Source organism: Marinibacterium sp. SX1, assembly GCF_050389775.1.
Taxonomy (GTDB): Bacteria; Pseudomonadota; Alphaproteobacteria; order Rhodobacterales; family Rhodobacteraceae; genus Marinibacterium.
Map to the genome: position 1 here is coordinate 4,669,904 of NZ_CP177144.1, position 18,671 is coordinate 4,688,574.

The 18,671-nt window shown below is 68.3% G+C and carries 19 protein-coding genes; 9 read left to right on the forward strand and 10 right to left on the reverse strand.

Features of this window, described 5'->3' with window-relative positions; all coding sequences use genetic code 11:
- Positions 1-212 precede the first annotated feature (212 nt).
- Positions 213-845 (reverse strand): cation transporter, encoded by a 633-nt coding sequence (locus ACK3BB_RS21190; RefSeq protein WP_428926619.1) that lies wholly within the window; start codon positions 843-845, stop codon positions 213-215.
- A gap of 78 nt (positions 846-923) precedes the next feature.
- On the opposite strand from ACK3BB_RS21190, the gene ACK3BB_RS21195 reads away from it, so the two are divergent.
- Positions 924-1,367, forward strand: a complete 444-nt coding sequence (locus tag ACK3BB_RS21195) for a MerR family transcriptional regulator (RefSeq protein ID WP_428926620.1) — start codon at positions 924-926, stop codon at positions 1,365-1,367.
- A gap of 79 nt (positions 1,368-1,446) precedes the next feature.
- On the opposite strand, the gene nusG is transcribed toward ACK3BB_RS21195, so the two are convergent.
- Together nusG and secE are read right to left on the reverse strand one after the other, a co-directional pair.
- Positions 1,447-1,980: a transcription termination/antitermination protein NusG gene (gene nusG / locus ACK3BB_RS21200; RefSeq protein ID WP_428926621.1), complete on the reverse strand. Its 534-nt coding sequence runs from the start codon at positions 1,978-1,980 to the stop codon at positions 1,447-1,449.
- Positions 1,981-2,351: 371 nt separating this feature from the next.
- The gene (secE, locus tag ACK3BB_RS21205; protein WP_428926622.1) at positions 2,352-2,549 is read right to left on the reverse strand and encodes a preprotein translocase subunit SecE; all 198 of its coding nucleotides are present in this window, start codon (positions 2,547-2,549) and stop codon (positions 2,352-2,354) included.
- Positions 2,550-2,715: 166 nt separating this feature from the next.
- Between secE and ACK3BB_RS21210 the strand changes: the two genes are divergently transcribed.
- A complete protein-coding gene (locus tag ACK3BB_RS21210) occupies positions 2,716-3,471 on the forward strand; it encodes a YkgJ family cysteine cluster protein (RefSeq protein WP_428926623.1) in 756 nt (251 codons plus the stop codon).
- Positions 3,472-3,914: 443 nt separating this feature from the next.
- On the opposite strand, the gene ACK3BB_RS21215 is transcribed toward ACK3BB_RS21210, so the two are convergent.
- Positions 3,915-4,838 (reverse strand): LysR family transcriptional regulator, encoded by a 924-nt coding sequence (locus ACK3BB_RS21215; protein WP_428926624.1) that lies wholly within the window; start codon positions 4,836-4,838, stop codon positions 3,915-3,917.
- Between the two features lie 54 nt (positions 4,839-4,892).
- Between ACK3BB_RS21215 and ACK3BB_RS21220 the strand changes: the two genes are divergently transcribed.
- Entirely contained in the window at positions 4,893-6,071 is a 1,179-nt protein-coding gene (locus ACK3BB_RS21220; protein WP_428926625.1) for an MFS transporter, read from the forward strand.
- Between the two features lie 13 nt (positions 6,072-6,084).
- Positions 6,085-6,909, forward strand: a complete 825-nt coding sequence (locus ACK3BB_RS21225; protein ID WP_428926626.1) for an aldo/keto reductase — start codon at positions 6,085-6,087, stop codon at positions 6,907-6,909.
- A 210-nt stretch (positions 6,910-7,119) separates the two neighbouring features.
- Here the strand turns inward: ACK3BB_RS21225 and ACK3BB_RS21230 are convergent, their stop codons facing one another.
- On the reverse strand, positions 7,120-7,647 hold the full coding sequence (locus tag ACK3BB_RS21230) for a Dps family protein (RefSeq protein ID WP_428926627.1): 528 nt from the start codon (positions 7,645-7,647) through the stop codon (positions 7,120-7,122).
- A 353-nt stretch (positions 7,648-8,000) separates the two neighbouring features.
- Here ACK3BB_RS21230 and ACK3BB_RS21235 point away from each other — a divergent pair, with 353 nt between their 5' ends.
- The 4 genes from ACK3BB_RS21235 to ACK3BB_RS21250 all read left to right on the forward strand — a co-directional run bounded on the left by ACK3BB_RS21235 (position 8,001) and on the right by ACK3BB_RS21250 (position 11,340).
- The gene (locus ACK3BB_RS21235; protein ID WP_428926628.1) at positions 8,001-8,642 is read left to right on the forward strand and encodes a sensor histidine kinase; all 642 of its coding nucleotides are present in this window, start codon (positions 8,001-8,003) and stop codon (positions 8,640-8,642) included.
- Positions 8,643-8,692: 50 nt separating this feature from the next.
- On the forward strand, positions 8,693-10,255 hold the full coding sequence (locus tag ACK3BB_RS21240) for a sensor histidine kinase (RefSeq protein ID WP_428926629.1): 1,563 nt from the start codon (positions 8,693-8,695) through the stop codon (positions 10,253-10,255).
- Entirely contained in the window at positions 10,252-10,899 is a 648-nt protein-coding gene (locus tag ACK3BB_RS21245) for a response regulator transcription factor (RefSeq protein WP_428926630.1), read from the forward strand. The genes ACK3BB_RS21240 and ACK3BB_RS21245 overlap by 4 nt, the downstream gene beginning before the upstream one ends.
- A gap of 78 nt (positions 10,900-10,977) precedes the next feature.
- Entirely contained in the window at positions 10,978-11,340 is a 363-nt protein-coding gene (locus ACK3BB_RS21250; protein ID WP_428926631.1) for a response regulator transcription factor, read from the forward strand.
- Between the two features lie 164 nt (positions 11,341-11,504).
- On the opposite strand, the gene ACK3BB_RS21255 is transcribed toward ACK3BB_RS21250, so the two are convergent.
- Positions 11,505-12,482: an alpha/beta fold hydrolase gene (locus ACK3BB_RS21255; RefSeq protein WP_428926632.1), complete on the reverse strand. Its 978-nt coding sequence runs from the start codon at positions 12,480-12,482 to the stop codon at positions 11,505-11,507.
- Between the two features lie 318 nt (positions 12,483-12,800).
- Between ACK3BB_RS21255 and ACK3BB_RS21260 the strand changes: the two genes are divergently transcribed.
- Positions 12,801-13,283 (forward strand): hypothetical protein, encoded by a 483-nt coding sequence (locus tag ACK3BB_RS21260; RefSeq protein ID WP_428926633.1) that lies wholly within the window; start codon positions 12,801-12,803, stop codon positions 13,281-13,283.
- Between the two features lie 49 nt (positions 13,284-13,332).
- On the opposite strand, the gene ACK3BB_RS21265 is transcribed toward ACK3BB_RS21260, so the two are convergent.
- The 4 genes from ACK3BB_RS21265 to ACK3BB_RS21280 form a co-directional block, all read right to left on the reverse strand.
- Positions 13,333-14,523 (reverse strand): MFS transporter, encoded by a 1,191-nt coding sequence (locus ACK3BB_RS21265; protein WP_428926634.1) that lies wholly within the window; start codon positions 14,521-14,523, stop codon positions 13,333-13,335.
- A gap of 223 nt (positions 14,524-14,746) precedes the next feature.
- Positions 14,747-15,886: an FAD binding domain-containing protein gene (locus ACK3BB_RS21270; protein ID WP_428926635.1), complete on the reverse strand. Its 1,140-nt coding sequence runs from the start codon at positions 15,884-15,886 to the stop codon at positions 14,747-14,749.
- Positions 15,887-15,952: 66 nt separating this feature from the next.
- Entirely contained in the window at positions 15,953-18,166 is a 2,214-nt protein-coding gene (locus tag ACK3BB_RS21275) for a molybdopterin cofactor-binding domain-containing protein (RefSeq protein ID WP_428926636.1), read from the reverse strand.
- Positions 18,163-18,648: a (2Fe-2S)-binding protein gene (locus ACK3BB_RS21280; RefSeq protein WP_428926637.1), complete on the reverse strand. Its 486-nt coding sequence runs from the start codon at positions 18,646-18,648 to the stop codon at positions 18,163-18,165. The genes ACK3BB_RS21275 and ACK3BB_RS21280 overlap by 4 nt, the downstream gene beginning before the upstream one ends.
- Positions 18,649-18,671 lie beyond the last annotated feature (23 nt).

Genomic DNA, 18,671 nt, shown 5'->3' on the forward strand with positions numbered 1-18,671 from the left:
CCGGCACTGACCGGCACTGACCGGCACTGACCGGCACTGACCGGCACTGACCGGCACTGACCGGCACTGACCGGCACTGACCGGCACTGACCGGCACTGACCGGCACTGACCGGCACTGACCGGGTCGGGACCATGGCGGCCGGCGAGGGGCAAGCCCCACCGGCCCACACGCCAGGAACGGGCCCGGGCCGCATGGCCCGCGCCCCCATGGTCACTCGGCAGCCATGCCGGCCATGACCTGGCGCCGCTCGGCCAGGGCCTGGCGAAAGATCTGGCTGGCAGAGGACAGGAACAGCCCGGCCATCAGCCCGGCCACGGCCAGGTCGGGCCAGCCCGTGCCGGTGTACCAGACGCCCACGGCGGCCAGCATGACGGCGATGTTGCCGATGGCATCGTTGCGCGAGCACAGCCAGACCGAACGCACGTTGGCATCCCCGTCCTTGTAGCGCATCAGCATGAGCACGCTGGCCAGGTTGGCCGCCAGGGCCAGCACGCCGATGCCGCCCATGATCTGGGCCTCGGGCATGCCCAGGACAAAGACCCGCCAGATCGTCGACCCAAACACCCAGAGCCCCATGAGAAGCAGGCTGGCGCCCTTCAGCATGGCCGCATTGGTGCGCACCCGGACCGACGCCCCGATGACGGCCAGCGACAGGCCATAGGTCATGGCATCGCCGAGAAAATCCAGGGCATCGGCCTGCAGCGCCTGCGAGCGGGCCGCGTGGCCGGCGGCCATCTCGACCAGGAACATGGCGCCGTTCAGGGCGATGACCGCCCAGAGCCTGCGCCGGTAATCCGCCGACATACCGTCGAAACGGGCGTTGTGATTGCAGCATCCGGCCATGGTGATCGGTCCCTTTCGTTCATGCTGCACCCGATGTAGGATCTCTAGCGACTAGAGGTTCAAGAGGAAAAATCGCGGATGTTGTCGATCGGGGAATTGTCGCGGAGGACCGGGGTCAAGGTGCCGACGATCCGCTACTACGAAGAGACCGGCCTGCTGGAGGCCGCGACCCGGACGGCGGGCAACCAGCGGCGCTATGGCCATGAACAGCTGGAAAAGCTGGCCTTCGTGCGCCATGCCCGCGACCTGGGGTTCTCGCTGGAGGCGATCCGGGCGCTGATCGAGCTACAGGACCACCCGGACCGGTCCTGCCAGGAGGCCAACGCCCTGGCCCGCGACCAGCTGGCCGGGGTGCGCGCCCGCATCCGGCGGCTGCAGGCGCTGGAAACCGAGCTGCAGCGCATTGCCGAGGGTTGTGACGGCGAAGGGCGGGCGGCCAGCTGTTACGTGCTGCGCTCACTGGCCGACCACCAGCATTGCGTGACCGATCACCAGCCCGAAGTCGGGCCGGGCCGGGGGTAACGGCAAAGTTTTCGCAAAGGGGCGGATCAGCCGTAGGATGGGTGCAAGCACCCATCCTACCGGGATCACGCGGCCCGGGTCAGCCCTGCTTGGTGACCTGGGTGTATTCCAGCTCGACCGGGGTTTCCCGGCCGAAGATCGAGACCGAGACCTTGAGGCGCTGGTTCTCGTCGTCGACCTCTTCGATCATGCCGTCGAAATCCTCGAACGGCCCGTCGTTGACCTTGACCTTCTCGCCAACCTCGAAATGGATCAGCGTGCGCGGGGCTTCCTCGCCTTCCTGGACCCGGTTCAGGATCTGGTTGACCTCGGCATCGCGCATGGGCATCGGCCGGCCCTGGGGGCCGAGAAAGCCGGTGACCCGGTTGATGTCATTGATCAGGTGATAGCCCCGGTCCGACATTTCCATGTGCACCAGCACGTAGCCCGGCATGAACCGCCGTTCGGTCGACACCTTCTTGCCGCGACGCACCTCGATGACCTCTTCGGTGGGCACCAGCACCTCGTCGATCTCGTCCTCGAGCCCGTTCTCGGCGACAGATGTGCGGATCTGTTCGGCGATCTTCTTTTCGAAATTCGAGAGCACGCTGACCGAATACCACCGTTTCGCCATGACCCGTCGCTTCCTCTTTCCTCCCCCGGGCCGTGAAAGGATGCCGCGGGGTTGTCGTTGTCTCTCTGATATCTGCCCCGGTCCGACCGGAACAAAAACGGGCGTGCAACCGAATCGCCGCACGCCTGCCTTCAATGCTGACCGCTGAAGTAGCCCGCCGGGGGAGATTGATCAAGGCCCGCCTGCGTCGGCTGGACGGCCGGGGCCGGATCCCATGGCAGGGCGCAGGACCGGGATAGCCGGGCGGGCGCACCGCACGATGGGCGCGGCAGAAGCACGGCGCGGACAGGGAACAGGGGCGGCAGGCAAAGGGCCCGGACAGGCGTCCGGGATGCACACCTGGGCGCCGGCCAGGCCGGCACCGGACGGGCTCAGCCGAAGTAGTTCAGCACGCCCTGCAGGCCGGTGCGGATCAGCAGATCGACCAGCGCAAAGAACACGGCCGTCAGGGCAGCCATGACAAAGACCATCAGCGTGGTCAGCAGCGTTTCGCGACGGGTCGGCCAGACGACCTTGGCGATCTCGGCGCGGGTCTGCTGGATGAACTGGATCGGGTTGGTGTTGGCCATGGGGCATCCCTGCTGTCGAATGGGCGGTACATAGCGGGGCCGGCCGGCGGTTTCAAGCCCGCCCCGGCGGCTGGACCTTGGCCCGCACCCACCTATACTTGGCCCTCCGCGCCCGCCCGGCGCGCCGCCTCGCCCTGCCCGCCCCCAGCAAGCCGGACCACCCCCCATGAGCCCCCGACGCGCCACCCGCCCGACGACCATCGCCGATCTCGCCGCCCGCCTGGGGCGGGCCCGGGCCGCCGGGGCCGGACGGCCGGCCGAAGACCGGGCCCGGCGGATGATGGCAGCCTACCTGCAGGCGGCCGAGGCCCATGCCCTGCCACTGGCCGAGGTGGTGCGCGAACTGGCCCGGGGGGTAACGGCCCGCCGGCTGGGCGATGCCAGCCGCGACGCGCTGATGCAGTCCCCGCCCCCGGCCGTGACCGACCGGGCCTGCCGCGACGGCTGTGCCTTCTGCTGCATCCTGCAGGGCGGCGACGGTGGCACGATCACCGAAGCCGAGGCCCGCTCGCTGCATGCCGCCCTGTCGCCGCTGGCCGGCGCACCCGATGGCCGCCAATGGCACCCGTCCGCCTGCCCGGCGCTCGACCCCGAGACCCGGTCATGCCGGGCCTATGACGCCCGGCCGACGATCTGCCGGTCGTTCCTGTCGACCGATGCCACGGCCTGCGAGGTCAATGCGGCGGGCGGTGCGGCGCGGGGCGCGGGGCTGCTGGGCAGTCACCTGGATTACCTGGCCACCCATGCCCTGGCCCGCGACCTGTTGCGCGGGATCACCCGGGTGTCGAGCTTTGCCCTGGCCCGCGTGGCCCGGGGCGCCGTCGAGGGCGAGCCCCTCGAAGACAGCCTGACCGCCGCGCGCCATGGTCCCAAGGCGCTGGAAACCGCCTGCCGCGACGCCGCCCGGGCAGCGGGGGGCTGAGCGCGGATCAGGGCGAATCGCGGGGGCGGGATGGCCGGTCGATCCTGCGCGGGCGACTGCCGGCATCATGGCAACAGCGGGGGCCTGTCGAAAAGGCAGCCCCGCGCGACCAGCATCGCAAAAGCGCACGACGTCACGGCAGGAGCCGGGGCGCAACGGCTGGTTTGGCCGGCGCGAACGCCTAGACGAGCGGCGCCCGGCATCTCGGCACCAGCGGGGGGGGGCATATCGGCCGGCACCCCGGGCGCATCAGCCGACACCGCGGGCACATGGGCCTACAACCTTGACGTGCGGGCGGCCTCGGGACAGCAGTGCAGGCAAGGCGGCAGGCACCTCTTCCCCACAAGCGCCTGAAACTGCGTCCACGGCCCGCATAACGGGGCGCACAAGCAGGCATGCGCATCACGGCGCGGCAGTATATCGACGTCAGGCACGAACCCTGGTCACTGAGCGAGTTTCCCGCCAATCCAGTCAAGGAAGACCGCAAGCCGCCGCAGCCCGGAAATACGCGTCAGGTACAGCGCGGTGATGTCCAGCGGCGCGGCAAGCAGGCGATCGGGGAACAGCGGCACCAAGCGGCCGGCGGCGATATCCTTGGCCACCATGAACTCGGACAGTCGCGCGACCCCCATGCCCCCCAGGATGAGGCTGCGCACCGCTTCTCCGTTCTCTGCCTGGACCGAGGCAGGCACGACGACCGGGGCATCAAGCCCTTCAAACTTCAGAACGTTGATGTGTTGAGGCGAAGTAAAGCGGACCTGATCCAGCCGGGACAGGTCCTGCGGCTGCTCCGGCCAGCCTTCCCGGTCGAGGTAGTCGGGCGTCGCGACCAGCCGCCATGGCGTCTGGCCGAGGGGGCGTTGCAGCAATTCGCTGTCGGACAGCGCGCCAAAGCGGATCGCGACATCGGCATGGCTGTCGATCAGGTCGACCGGCCTGTCGGTCATGTCGAGCGTGACCTCGACATCGGGATATAGCGCGTGGAACTCCGCCAGGTGCGGGGCGATGACATGCAGCGTGAACCCCACCGGCGCATTCACCCTCAGGGGCCCGCGCGGCGCGGCGCCCCGGGCCGCCAGATCCGCCAGCGCCTCGGTCCGCGTGACGATGTCCTGCGCCGCGGCGAGCAGGTCGCGCCCCTCGGGTGTCAGCTCGATGGCCCTTGTGCTGCGCCGCAAGAGCGTCACGCCCAGCTGCCCTTCCAGCCGACTGACCGTCCGGCTGAGCGTCGACGGGGCAACGCCAAGGTGGCGCCCGGCCTCGGCAAAGCCACCAGCCTCGATCACCGCGACGAAGGCGGCCAGCTCCCTGGTCTGAGGTAATTCGTGCATTTTGCGCAACGAGCCTTTGCCAACCTGTCCGTTCACGCAAAAGCCTAGCGGAGCCATCTTGCCGGCGAAAGTCGAAACAGGAGACCTCCCATGCCCCTTGCTCTCTGGGCGCTGACCATCAGCGCCTTTGCCGTCGGCACGACCGAATTCGTGATCGTCGGTCTCATCCCCACCATTGCCGCCGATCTGGGCGTGTCGCTGCCATCGGCCGGCCTTCTGGTCAGCGTCTATGCGCTTGGCGTCACCATCGGCGCGCCGGTCCTGACCGCGCTTGCCGGAAGTGTCCCGCGCAAGACCCTGCTGCTCGCCCTGCTGGCGCTCTTCATCGCCGGCAATGCCTTTGCAGCCGTCGCGCCCGGCTATGACAGCCTGCTGGCCGCGCGGTTCATCACCGGGCTGGCACATGGCGTTTTCTTCGCCATCGCCTCGACCATCGCGACCAATCTCGTGGATCGTAGCAGGGAAAGTTCGGCCATCGCGCTGGTCTTCCTGGGGCTGACCGTTGCGCTGGTGACCGGCGTGCCGCTTGGCACCTGGATCGGCCAGCTTTTCGGCTGGCAATCCGCCTTTCTGGGCGTGGTCGTCCTTGGCGTCATCGGGTTGGTGGCCTCGGCGCTGCTGGTCCCGTCCAACCTGCGGCAAGGCGCGGCACCGAGCCTGCGGGCGCAGGCTCGGGTGCTGACCTCGCCACGGCTGCTGCTGGTCTACCTGATCACTGCCGTCGGCTATGGTGGCAACTTCATCGCCTTCACCTATCTCGCCCCGATGCTGACCGACGTGACCGGCCTTGGCGCCGGGGCGGTCAGCCTGGTGATCCTGCTCTATGGCGCCTCCGTCGCGGTGGGCAACATCCTGGGCGGCAAGCTGGCGGACCGCCTGGGCGCCGTGCCCGCGCTGACGGTGATCTTCGGCGGGCTGACAGTGGTCCTGCTGGCCCTTGGCCTGGTGCTGACCACGCCCATGGCGACCATCGTCGTGGTCGCGGTCTGGGGTGGCTTTGCCTTTGCCAACGTGCCGCCGCTGCAGGTCTACACCGTGCAGATCGCCCGCGAGGTGGCACCGGACGCCATCGACGTTGCCTCGGGCCTCAATATCGGCGCCTTCAACCTCGGGATAGCCATTGGCGCCTGGTCCGGCGGCCTGATCGTCGCGGGCCTGGGCCTGGCCGCTGCCCCGTACCTGGGCGCCGCCGCCGTCGCCCTCGGCGTGCTGCTGACCCGGCTGTCCGGTCGTCTTGACCGGGCCGCGTCCCCTGTCCCCGCAGAATGAAAGGACCAACCCCATGACCATTCGCAACATCGGCCCGGCCGGCATCCCCTCGCTCGGCCTCGGCACTTTCCGCATGAATCCCGGCGAGGCACGAGAGATGACGCTGGCCGCCCTGGCCGAAGGTTATCGCCATATCGACACGGCCCAGGCTTATGAGAACGAGGCAGAGGTCGGTGAGGGGCTGCGCGCCTCTCCCGTGCAGCGCAGCGAGGTCTTCGTCACGACGAAGATCCTGCCCAAGGACTTTGCGCCGGGCGACTTCCGCAAGGCGACAGAGGCATCGCTGAAGGCACTTGGCACCGATTACATCGACCTTCTGTTGCTGCACTGGCCTTCGAAGGAGGTGGCGCTGGCGGAAACGCTGCCTGTGCTGGATGCGCTGATTGCTGAGGGCAAGGTGCGCTTCGGGGGTGTCTCGAACTTCACCATTCCGATGCTGACGGAGGCCGCGGAGATCCTGAGCGCACCGCTGGCCGCCAACCAGGTCGAGATGCATCCGTTCATCGACCAATCCAGGCTGCGGGCATTCCAGCTGGAAAGGGACATCCCCCTTGAGGCCTATGCACCGCTGGCACAGGGCAAGGTGATGGAGGCGCCCGAGCTGGCCGCGATCGCCGAGGCCCACGGCACCAACGTGGCCGCAATCGCCCTGGCATGGTTGCTACACAAGCCGGATACGGTGGCTCTGCCGAAGACCGCAAAGACGGCGCGTCTGGCGGGCAACCTCGCCGCGTCCGAGATCACCCTGAGCGAGGAAGAGATCGCCCGGATCGACGCACTGGCAGGCCCGGATGGACGCATCGTGTCACCGGACGGGCTGGCACCCGACTGGGACTGACAGTCCGCTCCTTGATGACGTCCGACCCGACCTCGTCGGGTCGGACGTCATGCGGTGGGAACAGGTGGCAGCCATTCCGCAGGCGTGCCAGCGAGAGACAGGTCAACCACAGGTGAGAGAGGCGCTAATCCGGCAGTCAGAAGCAGCACTCCTTCGCCCAGGCCGGTTGCCTGCGTCATCCACGATCGCCCTTACAAGCCCGAGATTGCCTCACATCAGATTGTTGCCGCGGGAGGTTTCGAAAAGAAACCAGGCGCGGGTCTCGGTCTCATCGATCCAGGTCTCGATCAAGCTGGTGCTGGCGACATCCGACACCGCGTCACAGATCCCGTGCACGCGGCGCAACTCGGCCAGGACCTGGCGGTTGTCGGCCAACAGTTCGGCCAGCATGTCCTGCGGATCGACATAATCGGCCGTGTTGTCCAGCAGGCTTTGGCGGTTGGTGATGTCCGAGATCGACCGGATCGTGGTCCGGCCCAGCTTGCGCACCCGTTCGGCCAACGGGTCGGTCATGGCGATCAACTGGCCGGCGTGGTCGTCCAGCATCAGGTGCCAGTCGCGGAAATGCGGCCCGCTCAGGTGCCAGTGGAAATTCCTGGTCTTGAGATACAGCGCGAAGGTGTCGGCCAGCAGCCGATTGAGCCCGGCCGCGATATCGTGGGTGGCGTCACCGGCCAGGTCGGTCGGAGTGCCAAGCTTGCGCTCGGCGGCGGTACGCAGGGTCTGGTGTTCAGTCATGGCTCATATCCTTGATTGGTGGGAAATATCGCCGGGATCGGGTGCGCCCGGCGCGGGATATCGCGGCGCAGCGCCCGTCAGACAATGCGCGGGATCGGCCTGGCCCGGCCCGAGGGTGACGAATGTCTGGTGGTCCCGATCATTGTCTGCCGGCATGTCCTGCCTCCGAACTGCGCAACGCCTGGCGGGGGTGGGGCGTCTTCCGCAAACCAATGTCGGTGGGCAGGGCCCGCAACGAAATCATACGGAGGTTTGCCCCCGCGGCCCGACCCCAAACCTGCGTATGATGGAAACCTCGCCGCCGGAGAGCGAGGATGGAAGGGTCGCAACCCTCCGTCACCGGGAGATCTCCGATGGCTCCGCTGCCCCAGCTTCTCACCGGCACATTGCTGCCGCCGCCCGGCACCCCCGGCGCAGCCGCAGAGGCGCACCACCGCATCGCCAACAACCTGCAGCTTGTCTCTGCCCTGATTACCGGCGAGTTGCGCGGCCTGGAGGATGCCGGCGCGCGGGACGCGCTTTACCGGACGCAGGCGCGCATATCGGCAATCGCCGGGGTTCACCGGATGCTGCAAGGCGTGGACGACGAGGCCGAGCTGGACCTGGGCGCATTCCTCGCGACCCTCTGCCACCGGTTCGGCCAGACGCTGCCCGACCACCGGCGATTGCACGTCTCGGCCGATCCCGTCCAGATCGCGGGACAGTCGGTGTCCCTGATCAGCGTCGTGACGATCGAGCTGATCATGAACGCCGCCAAACATGCCTACGGCGCGGTCGAACCGGGCGATATCCACGTCACCCTGCGCAAGACCGGGCCGTCCGGCCTGCGGCTGGCGGTCGAAGATCACGGGACCGGCCCCCGGCAGATGGACGGCTCCGGCCTGGGCTCCATCCTGATCGAGGCCACGTTGCGCCAATTGGGTGGGCAGGCCCGGTGGGAGAACGCCCGGCCCGGGCTTCGGGTCGTCTTGCAGATGTCACCCGGACGGCGATGATGTTAGACCGAAGGCATTCCAGGCCATCCCCGGCCAGGATCAGGACTGCCGTGCGAGAACGTTTGGCCATGATCATGCATGTCGCCGATCACCATCCGGAGGACCGGACCAGCCCCGTCCCCGCGATCATCCACATGGTGCTGGCCCTTGCCTTGGCGCTGATCATCTTCGCGCTGGACGTGATGTCGCCGCTGCAGGGCGCGGTCGCCGTTCTTTACACCATTGTCGTCGTGATCGCCGCCCGGCGGGGTTCGCGCCGGACGGTCCTGGCCGTCGGTGGCATCTCGGCCGGGCTGGCGCTGGCGGGCTACGTGATCAGCCACGGCGGCGATCCGCTGGGCTCGGCCGCGATGCGGCTGGGGGTCAGCCTTGTGGCCATCCTCGTGACCAGCCTGCTGTCGGCCAGCCAGATTTCCGCGGCGCTGGCCCGGCGGCAGGCCGATGCGCGCTATGCCTCGATCTTCAACGCCGCCGGCTTCCCGATCTGGGAATCCGACTGGTCCGGGGCCTTCCGCCTGCTGAAGGGCGGAGCGGAGCCGGGACCGGAGCTGGTCCGCCGGGCAGGCGAAACCTCTTATGTGCGCAATGCCAACCAGCAGGCCGCCAAGCTCTTCGGCTATCGCGGCCGGATCGACCTGATCGGAAGAAGCATCGCCCGGCACTACACGGACGGCGCGTCCGACGCGCAGGCCCGCGTCTTCGGCAAGCTCCTGGCCGGAGAGAACCCCGTCGAGGTCGAGACCCAGTTCGTCAACACCGCCGGAGAGACGCTGGACGTGCTGCTGCGGATCTCGCTGCTGCCCGACACGCATGGCTGGGACCGGGTGCTGCTGACGGCGCTGGACGTCACCGAACGGAACAACGCCCAGCAGCGGTTGGCGGAATCCCATGCCGAGCTGACCCACATGGCCCGGGTGATGACCCTGGGCCAGATCGCGGCCTCCATCGCGCACGAGGTGAACCAGCCGCTGTCGGCCGTCATCAACTATGCCAAGTCTGGCAGGCGCTGGTTGCAACGCGAGGCGCCCGATGCGCTTGAGGTCCGGGATTGCCTCGAACAGATCGCCCATAACGGCGAACGCGCGGCCGAGGTGATCGCAGGGATCCGCGACCTGACCCGCAAGACCACCCCCGTCCGCACGCCCGTCGACATCAACCATGTCTTTGCCGAAACCACAGCGCTCTTGGTGCGCGAACTCAGGGCGGCCGGGGTTGGGCTGCGCGGCGACCTTGCACGCGACCTTCCTAGCGTGATCGCGGACCGGGTGCAGATCCAGCAGGTGTTGATGAACCTTATCCTGAACGCCGGCCACGCCATGACCGACACGCCGCCCGACGACCGTGTCGTCCTTGTCGCGGCCCATCCCCGGGGCGAGCGGCTGGAACTCACGGTCAGCGACCGGGGCGCGGGATTGCAGGGCAAGGACCCCGAGACGCTCTTTCGCCCCTTCTTCACCACCAAGGCGCAGGGCATGGGCATGGGCCTGACGATCTGCCGGTCGATCATCGAACAGCATGGCGGCACCTTGACCGCCGTGGCGAACCCAGGCGGCGGCCTCACGATGCAGTTCAGCCTGCCGCTCAGCCAGGACACGGAAAGGGCAGTGGCATGACCGTTGAGGCGATGACCGGGTGGGTGGACGTGATCGATGACGACGCCGATGTGCGCGGGTCGATCGGCAGCCTGCTGCGTTCCGAGGGCCACCAGGTGCGCCTGTTCGACAGTCCCGCCGCCTATCTCGCGGCCGACGCGCCCCGCACGGCCTGTTGCCTGGTGCTGGACATCCGCCTGTCGGGCGAGAACGGGCTGGATTTCCAGGACCGGCTGATCGCCCAGGCGCGGATGGTGCCGGTGGTCCTGATCACCGGCTTTGGCGACATCCCGATGACCGTGCGCGGCATGCGCGCGGGTGCCGTGGACGTGCTGCCCAAACCCTTCGGCGACGAGCAGCTGCTTCAGGCCGTGGCCAGGGCGCTGACCGCCGATGCCACGCGGCGGGCCGATGCCGAACAGAACGCCGGGCTACACGCGGCCTACGAGACCCTGACGCCCCGCGAACGCGAGGTCATGGCCCTGGTCGTGACCGGGCTGATGAACAAGCAGGTGGCCGGCCACCTCGGCCTCAGCGAGATCACGGTCAAGATCCACCGGGGCCATGTCATGCGCAAGATGGCGGCCCAGTCTCTGGCCGACCTGGTGCGCATGGCCGAAATGCTGGGCGTGCGCGACGAGAGCATCAGCCGGTATAGCATCTAGGTATGCCTGTGCCCGCGCCACGAGCGGCATACATCCAAGGTTCATAGACCCGCGAATGAAGAACAGAGGTCCCAGGCCGTGCAACCCTACCTGATAGCCATCGTCGATGACGACCCCGGCGTGCGCGGCAGCCTTCACAGCCTCCTGCGCTCGGCCGGGATGGACGGGATCGGCTTTGCCGCGGCCGAGGATCTGCTGGGCTACGCCGATCCCGCGCGGCTGGATTGCATCGTCACCGACCTGCACATGCCCGGCATGTCCGGCACCGATCTGCAGGAAGAGCTGGCGCGCCGGGCCTGGGCCAAGCCGGTGATCGTCATGACGGCCTACCCGACCGACGCCGCCCGCGACCGCGCGCTGAGCGCCGGTGCGCGTCAGTTCCTGACCAAGCCCGTCGATCCCGACGCCCTGCTGGACGCCATCGAAGACGCCGTCGGCTGAACCCTGCCGCCAAGCCGAACACCCGGCCGCGGTCGGCCGATCCCTGCGTCCAAGCCCAACACCCGACCGCAGTCGGATAATCCCTGCCGCCAAGCCGAACACCCAATGAAAAGGGGAGAGCGGACCCTCTCCGCTCTCCCCCTCCTGTCGCAGGCATGGCCTGGTCAGCTGCGCACGAAGGCCAGCAGGTCCGGGTTGATCACCGCGGCGTGCGTGGTCAGCATCCCGTGCGGCAGGCCCGGGTAGACCTTCATCTGCGAATTGGCCAGCAGGGCATGCTGTTTCTCGACCGCGTCCCTGTAGGGCACCACCTGGTCGTCATCGCCCTGGATCACGAACATCGGCACGGTGATGGCCTCCAGGTCTTCGGTCTGGTCGGTTTCCGAAAACGCCTTGATGCCCTCGTACTGTGCCAGCGCGCCGCCCATCATGCCCTGCCGCCACCAGTTGCGGATCACCCCGTCCGACACCTTGGCGCCTTCGCGGTTGAACCCGTAAAACGGCCCCGAGGCCACATCCAGGAAGAACTGCGCGCGATTGGCGGCCAGCGCGCTGCGGAAGCCGTCGAAGACCTCCATCGGGGTGCCTTCGGGGTTGGCGTCGGTCTTCAGCATCAGCGGCGGCACCGCGCTGACCAGAACAGCCTTGGCCACACGTCCATTGGGCTGCCCGTACTGCGCGACATAGCGGGCAACCTCGCCGCCGCCGGTGGAATGGCCGATGTGGACGGCATTGGTCAAATCCAGGTACTGCACCACGGCCCAGGCATCGGCGGCGTAATGGTCCATGTCGTTGCCGGTATCCACCTGGCTCGACCGGCCATGGCCGCGCCGGTCATGGGCGATGACACGATAACCGTTGGCCAGGAAGAACAGCATTTGAGCGTCCCAGTCGTCCGACGACAGCGGCCACCCGTGGTGGAACATGATGGGCTGGGCGTCTTTCGGCCCCCAGTCCTTGTAGAAGATTTCCGTGCCGTCTTCGGTGGTGACGTAGCCGCTGGACATGTCGATGTCTCCGTTCTGATTTGCGGGTTCGGGGGATGTCTGGGAAAAGACCGGGCCGGACAGGATCATGCCCGCCAGGCTCGAGGTCGCGACGACGAAGGTCCGGCGCGACAGGGGAAGGGTTGGGTCTGACATGGGGTCTCCACTTGCCTGATCGCAAGACGGGTGCGGACCGGCCGGACGCCACCTCTCCGCGTCGTGACACCGTCACGGGCGGGACCGCTGGCCCGACAAGACCGGCATCGCCGCCTTGACCTCATCCAAGCTAGGGGCCGGGGCAGTGACCCGGAATCATACCAAGGTTTGCGCGCGTCAGATCTGCCCTAACCCTTTGGTATGATTGAGAATGCGAAGTCTCACCGGCGGGACGAGGAACGGGGAACGGGGAATTGATCGAACCTGCCCCGAAGGTGAAAGAGCCCCGAAAACCATCCTCAGATGAGGTCCCTCGCAGTGACGCGGCTGTCGCTGTCCGCCTATCCGCATGAGACAGGCGCACCGCCAAGCCAGATCGACATCACCGACGGGCTCTTCAACTTCGCCAAAGCCGTGAACCAGCGCCGCAATCCGCCCGATCGCATGCCATGCGGGGCCGGCTTGACCGAAGACCGCCGGCACATGTCGATCAACGTCGAGAAGATCGGCAGCGGCCTTGGTTACCGTGAAGGGCTCAGTCAGCATCGAAACGGCAGGGTACATCCGGCAAACCGAAACACCGGCCGTCAGGGTCGGCATTGCCGGCCGGCAACCACACGGCACCTCCCGCACCTCTTTCGCGTTGCAGGCAGGAGGGATGGATTTTCGCTCCGGGCTGCGCCGAGCGATATTCGCCTGCCCATCGGCAACCGCGCTGCCGAGACCGCCATCCGACGGCCACGCGACCGGGCGTGCTCAATCCCGCAGTCGCGCGACTGTCATCGCCAATGCCGGGATTGACCGAAACGTCTCGACACGCTCGGTTCTCCCGACCCGGCCTCGTGCCCCGTCATCGGCCTGTCGTCCCGCGGCGGATCTGCATCAATGTCGCGATGCCGGACAAGACCACCCCGGCCAAGCAGACGGCGCTCCAGCCCGCGGCATGATAGGCCAGGCTGCCGACCGCGGACCCAAGCGCCCCGCCCAGGAACATGGTTCCCATGAACAGCGTCGTTACCCTGGCCCGGATATCAGCCCCAAGAGCGAAGATGATGTGCTGGTTCGACACCAAGGCCCCCTGCACCGCGAAATCCAGCACGATGACACCTGCGACCAGCCCCGCCAGCGACGTCCAGGTGCCGAAGATCACCCAGGACAGGAGCGTCAGCGCCGCACCCGCCAGGACCACGCGTTCCGGCCCGTGCCGGTCTGCCGTCTTGCCGGCCAGCGGCGCCGCCACCACACCGGCAACCCCGATCAGCCCGAAGAGCCCGGCCGCCCCTGCGCCCAGTCCAAAGGCCGGTTCACTCAGGCGCAGCACCAGGACCGTCCAGAACGCCGAGAAGGCGGCAAACAGCAGGGCCTGCGTCGCGGCGGCGTGGCGCAGCACCGGGTGTGCGCGCCAGATCGTTTCGAGCGACCGGATCAGGGGAAGGTATCGCAGGCCGGGCTGCACGGGTTCGAAGGGCAGGCGCATTGCCATGACCACCGCCGCCGCAAGGGCGACAAGAACCCCGATCACGTACATCTCGCGCCACCCGGCGGCATCGGCGACGATCCCGGCGACAGTCCGGCTGAGCAGGATGCCGGCCAGCAGGCCGGACATCACCGTCCCCACGACCGCACCGCGCCGTTCGCTCGTGGCCAGATGCGCCGCGAAGGGCACGATCTGCTGGGCCGCGGTCGCCAGCAGGCCGACCAGCAGCGATGCAAGGACCACGGTCGCCCCGGTCGGGGCCGCCGCAATGGCACCGAGCCCTACGGCAAGAGCCACGAATTGCGCGACAATCAGCTTGCGCCGGGGCACGATGTCTCCCAGCGGGACCAGCAGCAGCAGGCCGAGGGCATAGCCCAACTGCGTCACCGTCGGCACCATCGCCGTCATCCCGGGGCCCAGGTCGCGTTGCATGATCCCGAGCATCGGCTGGTTGTAATAGATATTGGCCACCGCGGCGCCCGCCGCACAGGCCATGGCCAGGACGAGCCCTCTCGAAGGTTCGGTCGCGACCGGCTGGCGGATGGGTGAGGCTTCAATGGACATGCGGGTCTCCGGGTCTGGCTGCATGGATGGCAAGAGCTGCTCTTGCCGAGCTAATGGCGGGCGCGATGCAATTGCAGACATACCTAGGGATGATGGCCTGCAATCGGCGTGGACCCCGGGGCGAAACTGCACGGCAATCGAGCCAGGCCCAGCGCACGGGATCGAAGGGCGGGGCACCGCGCGACCTCGGGACCCTCCCGTGCGGTACCGCCGTTCGGCATGGCTATTCAAGCGCCGACGGGATGGCGGGCTGCAGGTGTCGTCCCAGCCGGATGCCCAGGGTGACCGTCGCATCGTTCTCGTCCCGCCGCTCCCGGTCGTACCCGCCCAGCGCCGCGACGGGGTCCGGCTGTCTCACCAGCCAGTCGCGCAGGGCCATCGCGTCGGCCGCGGCCTTGGCCACGCCCATGGCCGTATGCGGGCGGGCAACAAAGGCCGCGTCGCCCAGCAGGGCGATGCGGCCCGCGGCCATGCGCGGCGAGCGCAGGTCGTGGATTGCCTGGACGAAGGGCGCCGGCTCGGCGCGGACCACCCGGGCAAAGGCCGGGGGCAGCAGCCGCGCGGCATCCGCGCGCAGCTGGTCAACCGCGTGATCGCTCATCGCACCGGGCGGCAGCGAATGGGCATGGCGCTGGCCGTCGCGATCCGTCAGCGCCGCCGCCAGCCCCGCCTGCCCTGGCGCAGGGCGATACCAGACCCAGTTGTATCGTCGCTGCCCCAGCTCGACCGATCCGTCCGCCCCTGGCACGAGATAGCCAAGCGCCTGCGATCCCTGCATTTCGAAGAAGGCGAAGCGCTCGCTCAGCAGGGTCGCCTCGTCGACCAGCGTCGCCTCCGGCACCAGCCCGCGCCAGGCCGCGTAACCGGCATAGACCGGCCGGGCCGACGCCCCGGCGACCGCCGCCCGCAGGACCGAGCCCAGCCCGTCAGCGCCGATCACCAGGTCGGCGCTGACGCGCGCGCCGTCGGCAAAGCGTACCGTCACTTCGTCCGGCCCCTGACTGACCGCTTCGACAACCCGCCCGATCGCATAGCGCCCCTCGGGCAAGGCCGCGCGCAGGCTGTGCCAGATCAGATCCCAGGAAACCTGAGTCTGCGGTGTCCGGTCCCGATGACGAACCGTGCCGTCCCGATCCAGAAAGATCCGCTCCCATGCGGTCACGCCGATGCGTGCCACGTGATCGCAGCCGATCTCTCGCAGCAGGCGGAACACCGGGCGTTGTGCCACCAGCCCCGCGCCGCGGCCATCAAGCCCCGCGCGCGAGCGCTCGAAGACCCGGACGTCGAACCCGGCCCGGTCCAGCAGGACCGCCGCGAAAAGCCCGCCGAGCGAGCCGCCTATGATCGCGATTTTGAGTGCCATGAGAGACTGTGCCTATCCTGTTATGTCTTGTCCTGGGATGTGGATCGCGGGGAATTGCCCGCTGGACTAGCCCGCGCCTGCGTCGCGCAGTGCGGCTGACGTCATCGGCGTGGCCCGCAGACGGGTCCCGGTGGCATCAGCGATGGCATTGGCCAGCGCCGCCGCAGTAGGCCCCTGCGAGGTCTCGCCTGCCCCCAGGAACGGCGCACCGGGCCGGTCGATCAGATGGACCTCGATCGAGCGGGGCGCCTGCGGGAATCGCAGGATCGGATAGCTCGACCAGTCCGTCGTGGTGACGCGGCCAGCGTCGAAGCGGACCCGTTCGAACAGCGTCCAGCTGCTGGACTGGACGATGCCGCCCTCGACCTGGTTGCGCAGGCCGTCGGGGTTGATGATCTCGCCCGAATCCACCGCCGCGACGACCCGGCCGATGCGGGGCCTCTGCGTGTCGGCGTCGATGCCAACCTCCATTGCCACGGCGCAATAGGCCTCGAGGTTCTTGTAGCGGGCGAAGGCAAAGCCATGACCGATGCCGCCTGCGCTGCGCCTGTCGTCCCAGCCATAGTCCCGCGCCGCCCGCGCGATGACATCTCGCGCGCGCGGGTCCTGCATGTGACGCAGCCGGAACGCGACCGGATCCTGCCCCGAGGCACGCGCCAGGTCGTCCATCGTGCTTTCGATGGTCATCACGTTGAGGTAACCGCCGAGCGAGCGCATCGCCGATCCCCGCAGGGGGCCTGACGGCAGGAAATGCTTGACCACCAGCGCGTTGCCAAAGCTGTAGAGCGGCAGCGCGTTGCGGTCGCCGCCGCCGGCGGGCTGAGGCAGCGCGACCGGAGGCGCCGGGGGCGCCGGGTCGGCCTTTGCCCGCGCGGCCAGCAGCGTCCCGGCGGGGCCGGGGCGCATCATGTGCGACTGGCTCCAGACCTCGTGACGCCAGCGGCTTACCGTGCCGTCGGGGCCGGTGGCAGCGTCGATGCGGGTCACCATACCGGGGCCGAAGGGCGCGGCGGTATGCTCCTGCTCGCGCATCCATTGCAGACGGATCGGTCGCCCCGGCATCGCCATCGCGATCAGCGCTGCATCGGCGGCCACGTCATCTGCGCCGTTGTGTCCGTAGCATCCCGCGCCTTCGGCATGAATGCAGCGCACCTTGCCGGGCGGCAGGTCAAGCATCGCGGCAATCGCGTCGCGCAACTCGAAGACCCCTTGCGAATGAGACCATACGGTCAGCCCTTCCAGTTCGGACAAGGCCAGCGCACAGGAGGGACCGATAGAGCCATGGGCAAGATAGGGCCGGAAGAAGGTGACGGCCCCGGCCGACATGGCGCCGACCTTCCCGGTGTTCAGGATCGTGCTGTCCTGCGCGGGCAGCGCCATCAATGCCTCGGCCAGAGCGGTCTCGTCCGGCAATTTTGCGGTCTCGTCCCAGACCAGCGTTTCGGCCAGACGCCGCATCGCCTGGATCGCGGTCCATTCCCGCTCGGCCACCACGGCCAGAAAATCGCCGTTGCGCACCACGCCCACCACCCCGGGTATCGCCTCGACCGGGCCGGTGTCGATACCGCGGAGCCTGGCGCCTGCGCTCGGCTGGCGTAGAACGCGGGCGTGAAGCATGCCTTCGGGGCGCAGGTCCTGGATAAAGGCCGCCCCGCCCGTGACCTTGGCCGGGATGTCGACCCGCTGCACTGGCTCCGACATGACCGTGAAATCGTCCGGTGCGGTCAGCGGCGCGCCGGGGCTGGCCAGAACATGCAGCAGGGTGTCGCTCACCAAGGTGCCATACTCCGCCCGGGCACCGTTCGGGCCGCGCACGACGCCGTCCTTGGCATGGGTCACGGCCGGATCGACCTGCCAGAGCCCGGCCGCCTCTGCCCGCAGGATCTCTCGCACCTGGGCGGCGGCATGGCGGATGGCAGTGCCGGAGTCCTTCATCGAATGGCTGGCAGCGGTATAGCCTTCGTGGGGCGTGCGCCCGGTATCGGCCGTCACCAGGGTGATCCGGTCCATCGGCAGCTTCAGCTCTTCGGCGCAAACCTGCAGCAGCGCGGTCTTCAGCCCCTGCCCCAGCTCGGCCTTTCCGGTAAAAAGCGTGCCGGCACCGGTCGCGTCGATGCGGATCCAGCCGTCGAGCCAGGGTGACGCGGCCAGGTCCGGAGGCAGGCCGTCGGGCAAGGCATCGCTTTCGGCCAGAGCCGGGCGCATCTGGCCAAGACGCAAGGAGACCACCAGCGCGCCGGCGCCCCGCAGCACAGTGCGGCGTGACAGGACCGGGCTCATGCCTGCTCTCCGGCCAGATGCGTCGCCACCGGCTGGCCCGAGGCCCGCATGATCGCGGCAATGATCCGCATGTGGGTGCCACAGCGGCAGAGGTTGGGTTCGAGCGCCGCACGGACCTGCGCTTCGGTCGGCTTCGGGACCCGCCGCAGAAGACCCTCGGCGCGCATGATCATGCCCGCGATGCAATAGCCGCACTGCGCCGCCTGCTCGTCGATGAACGCCTGCTGCAGCGGGCTCGGGGCTTCTGCGGTGCCCAGCCCCTCGATCGTCGTCACCTCGCGGCCCTCGACCAGGTCGAGAGGGGTGACACAGGCAAAGACCGGAGCGCCATCGACCAGCACCGTGCAGGCGCCGCACTGGCCCAGGCCGCAGCCGAACTTGGCCCCGTTGAGGTGCAGATCGTCGCGCAGCACGTAAAGCAGCGGTGTTCCCCGGTCGGACATGACGGTCCGGTCGGACCCGTTGAGGCGAAACTTGGTCATGAAGGTCTCCATTCTGCCGGGCC